A 6,523-nucleotide genomic window follows, 5' to 3' on the forward strand; every position below is an offset into this window, starting at 1 on the left:
GCGTGCTGACCGGGCCGAACCGCTCGTGGAGCCGCCGCTGCGAGCGTCAACGTGAGAGCCAGCCCCCGGGCCTCACCTCAGAGGTTGATCACGTAGACCTTCCGCAGCGTCTCGTGAACCGTCCACGTCGTTCGGTCGCCTTCGCGCAGCACAGCCAGGTCGCCCGGCCCGACCTGCAGCGTCGACCCGCCCTCGACCTCGATCGTCGCCGAGCCGCTGACCACCACGAACAGCTCGTCCGCCTCAGTGTCAGTTACCACGCCGGGAGTGATCTGCCAGATACCCCGGATCTGCTTGCCATCCGCCGACTCCCAGACCACCTTCCCGGTCACCTCGGGTGTGCCGGAGACGATCTGCGCCGAGTCGAGCGGCTCGGGTTCGAGGTCGGCATCGAGGACGTGGAGCGCGAAACTGTGCGTCATAGGGCGACCCTAGCCAGCCGATACCCCACTCGCCCCCTACACAGTGTCGTGCATCGCGGCTACAACAGCACAGATCATCAGGACGTCGGCTGCCTGGACCACAGCTATGAACGGCCGACCGAGGAACCTCTCGCGGCCCAAGACCCCGCCGCCGCCACCGTCGGCCGGCCCTTGCACCACGCACCACCTCCACCAAGCGGGCAGCAAGACTCTGCCACGACGTCTCGTCCTGGTGTTCCATCCCTTCGGCCCCCTTTAGTCCCGGCGCCGGAGGCGGATTGGTGCGGGCGCCAGCCGCATGCTGATGCGCGCGGACGATCGTGGAGTCGACCGAAACGTCCCAGTCGATCTCGCCTGCGGCGTCGGCCACGGCTTGGACCTGTTGGAGCAGTCGCTCCCAGGTTCCGTCGGCCGACCAAAGGCGGTGGCGCTCGTAGACAGTCTTCCACGGTCCGAAACGCTCGGGAAGATCACACCACTGCACCCCGGTCCGCACCCGGTACAGGATCCCGTCGATCACCTGCCGATGATCCCGCCACCTGCCACAACGCCCGTTGCTGACCGGTAGGAACGGCCGAAGCCGTTCCCACTCGGCATCCGTCAGATCACCCCGCCCCATACCCACAGGAGCCGCTCGGGCACGAAGTAGTCACATGATCGGCCGGACAAGTCCTAGCCCCCACCGCCCTGTGTGCCAGCGCCTCCACCTGGACGGTGGTCGTAGCCGGCCGGGCTCCCGCCTCGGATACCGTGTTCCCCTACGGGGTGCCACAACGGATGTGATGCCCCCCACCGGAGGTAGCCAGCGTATGAGTTCAAAGCGCAGCAAGAATCCAGCCCTGCCCGTACTTGACGACGCATTCCGGCTCGCGTCGGTCAAGGACGCCGAAGAGTCCACCCGTGACTTGGCCGCCCGGCTGGCCACCACCGAGCTGCGCCGCGTTTCCCACCCGGGCCGGGTCACCTGGGAGCCCACCGATCAGGCCGAGCCCGTACCGGTCCCGCCGACTGTGATCGACGGTGACGGGGACCTGTGGCTTCGGGACCGGGGCACTGGCACCTGGAGCATGCCCGAGTTCAACCCGAAGGAATTCCCGGCCCGCTGTGGCGAGGTTCTGACGTGGAACCAGCTTGCCCGCGAGTTCGGCCCGCTTACCGCGCTGGCCGACGACCGCCGCATCGGCGGCGGCCGGCGCTGACCGGGCAGCCTTCTGGGATGACCGCGTCCGAGCGTGGTGCTCGGTCACGACGTCTCCATGGTGCAGCCGGATACGTCATGTCCTTGGGGTCGGGGTGGAAGAAGCGGGTGTAGCGGAGTTCGGCCTCCGGAGTGAGGTTGAACACCGCGCACAGGTGCCGCGGGTCAGCGCCGGTGACGGCGGCCTTACGTCTGCCATCAACTCGACTTCGGCCCCGGCCGGTCGTTGACGATCAGTTGTGGCCGAACCTCCGCTGCTGCTTATGGGAGACGTGCTCCTCCAAGATCGGGCGCACCGTCTCACCCGCGGCAGGGGTCGTCGCCTGCTCCTTCGTCGCGCTGGGGGCACTGCGTTCATGACCGCCGGTGCGGGCTCCACGGTTCTGCCGACTCTGCTTCTTGCCCATGAGTGTGCCTCCTCCTGTAGGAGATGTCGGAGGATGCGTAGCTTCCACGCTTTCATGTGAGTACGAAGATCGCATTTCGAGCGCGCACCGGGGCATGAGAAGCCAGGTCCACCCCGCGCAGGCGGGGAATGGTCCGCCAGAACTACATCCGCGGCGTGGACGGCTGGTGTTCTCCCCGCGCGAGCGGGGTGGTCCGACTCGTCAACTCTGTGGGATCGCTAAGCGAGAACCGCAGGAGCGTCTGCGGATGCGTGTACGTCCGCAGTGGTCGTCGCCCGCCATAGAGGGACGACCAAGCTCCGCAGGACTCCGACGTTTCGGCCGCTGACATGCGGATGTAGCTGCCCCGCCGTCAGAGGTTTCGTAGCGCGCGGTCCACGCCCTTCGCCACATTGACTGCGAATCGACGCTGTCAAGCGCGCGACCCATCCTGCCCGAACGCGGCACCCAGCCAGCACACTGCACGCACCCAATCCTGATGCTCACGGCGAAAAAATGATCTTGGATGGTCTGATTGTGAGCCCCGACGCCATTCAGGCGGTTCCGCCACTCGAACCGTTCGCGCTTCCGAACTCCCAAGCGGACACGCCGAAGACGAGACCACCGACCAGGAACCAGGGATTCCACAACACCAGTGTCCACAGCCGCTGTTCCGGGCTTACGTCCACCTCCTGGTGCTCACCCCGAAGGACGTCCCCGGAGACGACATCTCCACATTGGCGGGCCGCACCACGGCCGGGACGGAGATGCCGGTCACCCTGTTCGCGGACAACCTGCCGCGGGTCTCGCCTGCAGCCTGCCAGCACGTCTACGAAAACATTCAACAGGCCAGTGCCTACCGCCAGTACGCCCGCGCCGCCGACATCCTCCGCGGCCGCGACCACGTCACGGTGGCCCTGATCGCCTACCGGCCGGCCGACGCACCCAAGGTCCCCGCCGACCTGCGCGCGGCGCTCCCCCAGTGCAAGTCGTTCGCCGGGCCAGTCGCCAAGACCGAAAGCCTCGAACACCCCCAGGTCCTGCCTGACCCACACCTGGGCGACGAGGCCCTTGAGTACGGCATCACGGACAAGCTGACCGATGAAGAAGGCACCTCCCGCGCTCCCTTCCGCTTCCTGCTGGTACGCAGGGGTTCCGTCATCGCCTGGTTCTGGACCGAGAACTTCCCCGGCAGGCCAGCGGTCCTGCCCATGCGCGTGATCAACGCCCAACTCGCGAAACTCCCCTGACCGGATCGCCAGCCAGCCCGCACGGCCGCACATGTGGAAGCACTCCTGGGTTCACCTGCCTCATCAACGGTGGCGTCGTCACCCTGGCACGGGGGTACCGAGGAGAAGGGGCGCAGCGCTCGCCGCTAGCGTGTCCGCATGACCCGGAGACCACGTACGGCAATCGGCACAGCAGCAGTCTGCGGCGCGCTTCTCCTGGGCGGCGCGGCCTGCGGTTCCTCGTCGCCTTCGGGACCGACAGCAGGGCAGGCGGGCGCGGACCTGCGAACAGACTTCACGGCCGCCCTCAAGGCGTTCGCCCACGCGGGCTCGGAGAAGCCGCCGTACACCGTGTCCTCGGACGCCTCGAGAGACGTGCCGTGCGGCAAGGGAAAGGCCCGCCGGGTGTTCACCGCGGAGCAGCAGGAGAACGGGAAGGGCTGGACCGACCCCGCCTCCATGCACACGGAGATCCAGACGGCGGCGGCCTACTTCGGCCGCAAGCCGGGCATATACATGCCCGACCTGGACGCGAAGAACGACGAAGGGCCCACCAAGGTCTCCTACGCGATGCTCAGCACCACGCACCACGCACGTGCCGTCATCTCAGCCACGGCCACGGCAGACAGGCTCAACCTCATCTTCAACGGCACATCAGACTGCCTGCCAACCTCGTAGTCGCCTCGGCCCCACACGTCAGCCTTCCCCTTCTTCCACGCCCATGGCCGCCGAAAGTATGGAACCCTCGGCCCTTCGTCGTCAGCGCTGGCACTCGCTCGCACCCTGCTTCATGATCGACCTCGACACCTTCCAGGTGCCGTCGCCCGGCAGCGGCCTGCAGCGTCTACGAGGCGGTGGCGGGCCGCCCCGCCTCGGACGGATAGAACGCGATCCGGAGCTGCCGTACGGCGGCCTCGATCGCTTCCTGTCCCTCGTTCTGGACGGCGGCGTCCGTCAGGCGCTGCGCGGCCGCGGCGATCGTGGCGTTCTCGGACATCCCCAGGGGCATGCCGGCGGCTGCTACCCGGGCTACGGCTACCGTCACCTCCTGCGCGTCCGTGACCGCGTCTCGGTCCCACTCGCGGATGAACCGTGCTCGATGTCAGCGACGCCCCGAGCCTGGACCGGTGCCGGCCGTCCTGCGCGAATATTGCGCGCAGCGACCGGCACGCCAGCGAACTCCTGGCGTACGCCCGGGCCTTGGAGAAGCAGGCCGCCTCAGAGGCGGTGCCGAGTCCGCTCGCTGACCGGCTCGCCCAACGCGCCGGGGGCCTCCGGGACCTCGCCGACCGCCACGAACACGACCGAACCCACGTCCAGGAGCCACCATCATGAGCCCCGCCCCAGACGAACGCGAACGCATCCGTGCCGCGATAGAACGCATCCTGGGCGGCACCCCCGAACACTCCAACGGCGCCCTGACGATCGTCGCCCTCGCCCTCGAAGCCGGCGTTCCTCGCATCGCACTCACCCAGCGGCACACCGACCTGAAGAACGAGTTCTACGACAAGGTCCGCGCCCGCGGCGCCACCCCGGACAGCGAACAGCGCCTGCGCAAGCAGGTCCGCCGGCTCAAGGAACTACGGGCTGCCGACGTGGAGGAGATTGCCCAGCTCAAGGCCGACGTCGAAGCCCTCGTCGGTGCCCTACACCAAGCGACGGCCGAGAACCAACTCCTCCGCCAGCAGTTGGCAGAACGCACCGCTGTGCTTCGCACACGGCCCGCCCAGCCGCGGCCCCCGTCCCAACCCGCAGAACACAGCGGTCCCACCGCCGAACCGTGGTGAACAGCATTCTCGTCGACGAAGGGACAGCTCATCGATGCGCTCGCTGCCAGAGGCCGGAGAGGATTCAGTGCCGACGCCAGCGAATCAGCGACGTGCTGCCGAGTTCGCGTTCAGCTGCGAGCAGGTAAGCAACCGGGGAGCCTACGATCGTCTGACGGCGCGACATGAGCCTGCTGGCAACATATGGGAAAACGGCAATGGCCGTTGCCACACCAGCGACAGCAAGTTGTCCGCCTGCGGCAGCAACGGCACCCAGGATGGTGCCGGCTGCTGCGTTGGCGTCGATCTTCAGGACCATCGCTCCGGAGGTTGATTCGACGCCCAGCGCTCGCAGCGCTCTTCTGAGGTCATCGAGCTTCGGCTTGGTATGTCTCACATATAGGGATTCCAGGTGGGCATGCGCGACGGCTAGGTTCTCGACTGCGGCGATGGCCTGCAGCTCAGTTGAGACCTCTTCGAGGTGTATGCGAAAAGCGGCCAGCTCGGCCCGATACCGATCGCGGAAGCGGATGAGTTTGGATAGGGGCAGGTCCAGGAGATTCAACGGTTCGAGAACCGCCTGGATGGCAACTTGCAGATAGGCGCTATCGGCGTCCTCAAATCCCGGAGGTTGGGGCTCATCGCGAAGAAGCATCTCGGGCAAGCGGTCCAATGCACCAACGGCACGGTGCATCCGGGGGTCGTCGGTGACCAGCGAGGTCATGTTGTGGCGGGCTATCGCGTCGCTTAGTGCGGCCATGTAGGCAGATCCCATCGGGCTGCGGACACTTATCCACTCACGATAGCCAGTGCCCGTCACCCGACGCGCCAGGTCTGAAGAAATAAGCAAATCGGACAGTTCGCGGCCGATAAGGGGATTCGCGGGGTCTGAGTACAAAGAAAACTCGTAGTTCCCCGGGAACGGGTTGTTGCTCACTGCCATTCTGTACTGTCGATCTTCGTGGCTATACACAATAGGGGTCTGCAGCCCGAATCGGCCCGTAATCTCCTGCCCATGAGTGGTGAGCAGCGCTCTAAAGGCGTCCGTCACGGCCGCCAGATCAGCCTTGCTTGGGACGGTTTCGATCAGGAAGTCGGTCTCCGAACGCAGTTGCCGGACCAAGTCAGTGTCGTCGTCCCACAGTTCCGTCAGTTCCGGGGGGCGCACGCGCACGAGCTTGTCCCATGTCAGCAGGGCCAGTTTCACCGAGCTTTCCTCCTGGAAGTGTCGCCAGGGGTAGTACAGGGCGATCGATGGCACTCGCACCTCCGTTGATCGGCTGAGCTTCGTCGATTCTCGCAGGCTGTCAACACAGAACCAACGCCAGCATCGAAGCCCCGAGCCACTGATCGGCCGACCATCGAACTGCCCGCAGCAACGGGCCCAATCCGCGGTCGCGGCCAGCGAGTTGGGCCCGGCCGCGCTCGGGTCTGGTGCACGATCGGGTGACGTCTGAACTGGCTTGCCCTGTGGGGCGGGTGGGAAGGATGTCGCTGTGCCTAAGCCTTATCCGGAAGAGTT

General features: G+C 66.4%; 10 protein-coding genes. 5 read left to right on the forward strand and 5 right to left on the reverse strand.

Annotated elements, in window-relative coordinates:
- Nucleotides 1–77: 77 nt before the first annotated feature.
- Together AB0M29_RS44735 and AB0M29_RS44740 are read right to left on the reverse strand one after the other, a co-directional pair.
- Nucleotides 78–332 carry a cupin domain-containing protein gene (locus tag AB0M29_RS44735; RefSeq protein WP_365393530.1) on the reverse strand — a complete coding sequence of 85 codons (255 nt, stop codon included), beginning with the start codon at nucleotides 330–332 and terminating at the stop codon, nucleotides 78–80.
- A complete protein-coding gene (locus AB0M29_RS44740) occupies nucleotides 250–1,041 on the reverse strand; it encodes an IS5 family transposase (protein WP_365393532.1) in 792 nt (263 codons plus the stop codon). Before AB0M29_RS44740 ends, AB0M29_RS44735 begins: the two co-directional genes overlap by 83 nt.
- Nucleotides 1,042–1,231: 190 nt before the next feature.
- On the opposite strand from AB0M29_RS44740, the gene AB0M29_RS44745 reads away from it, so the two are divergent.
- Complete coding sequence (locus AB0M29_RS44745; RefSeq protein ID WP_365393534.1) at nucleotides 1,232–1,621, forward strand: hypothetical protein; 390 nt, start codon at nucleotides 1,232–1,234, stop codon at nucleotides 1,619–1,621.
- A gap of 232 nt (nucleotides 1,622–1,853) precedes the next feature.
- Here the strand turns inward: AB0M29_RS44745 and AB0M29_RS44750 are convergent, their stop codons facing one another.
- The gene (locus AB0M29_RS44750) at nucleotides 1,854–2,027 is read right to left on the reverse strand and encodes a hypothetical protein (RefSeq protein ID WP_365393536.1); all 174 of its coding nucleotides are present in this window, start codon (nucleotides 2,025–2,027) and stop codon (nucleotides 1,854–1,856) included.
- A 746-nt stretch (nucleotides 2,028–2,773) separates the two neighbouring features.
- Between AB0M29_RS44750 and AB0M29_RS44755 the strand changes: the two genes are divergently transcribed.
- Nucleotides 2,774–3,256 (forward strand): hypothetical protein, encoded by a 483-nt coding sequence (locus tag AB0M29_RS44755; protein ID WP_365393538.1) that lies wholly within the window; start codon nucleotides 2,774–2,776, stop codon nucleotides 3,254–3,256.
- 138 nt (nucleotides 3,257–3,394) lie between these two features.
- On the forward strand, nucleotides 3,395–3,913 hold the full coding sequence (locus AB0M29_RS44760; protein WP_365393539.1) for a hypothetical protein: 519 nt from the start codon (nucleotides 3,395–3,397) through the stop codon (nucleotides 3,911–3,913).
- A gap of 166 nt (nucleotides 3,914–4,079) precedes the next feature.
- Here AB0M29_RS44760 and AB0M29_RS44765 read toward each other — a convergent pair whose 3' ends face one another.
- On the reverse strand, nucleotides 4,080–4,232 hold the full coding sequence (locus AB0M29_RS44765; RefSeq protein WP_365393541.1) for a hypothetical protein: 153 nt from the start codon (nucleotides 4,230–4,232) through the stop codon (nucleotides 4,080–4,082).
- Nucleotides 4,233–4,327: 95 nt separating this feature from the next.
- Here AB0M29_RS44765 and AB0M29_RS44770 point away from each other — a divergent pair, with 95 nt between their 5' ends.
- Nucleotides 4,328–4,570, forward strand: coding sequence for a hypothetical protein (locus AB0M29_RS44770; RefSeq protein WP_365393543.1), 243 nt, complete (start codon nucleotides 4,328–4,330; stop codon nucleotides 4,568–4,570).
- On the forward strand, nucleotides 4,567–5,022 hold the full coding sequence (locus AB0M29_RS44775) for a hypothetical protein (protein WP_365393545.1): 456 nt from the start codon (nucleotides 4,567–4,569) through the stop codon (nucleotides 5,020–5,022). The genes AB0M29_RS44770 and AB0M29_RS44775 overlap by 4 nt, the downstream gene beginning before the upstream one ends.
- A gap of 64 nt (nucleotides 5,023–5,086) precedes the next feature.
- On the opposite strand, the gene AB0M29_RS44780 is transcribed toward AB0M29_RS44775, so the two are convergent.
- Nucleotides 5,087–6,262: a DUF6236 family protein gene (locus AB0M29_RS44780; protein ID WP_365393547.1), complete on the reverse strand. Its 1,176-nt coding sequence runs from the start codon at nucleotides 6,260–6,262 to the stop codon at nucleotides 5,087–5,089.
- Nucleotides 6,263–6,523 lie beyond the last annotated feature (261 nt).

The sequence above is a fragment of the Streptomyces sp. NPDC051976 genome (assembly GCF_040680795.1).
In the GTDB taxonomy this organism is placed as follows: Bacteria; Actinomycetota; Actinomycetes; order Streptomycetales; family Streptomycetaceae; genus Actinacidiphila.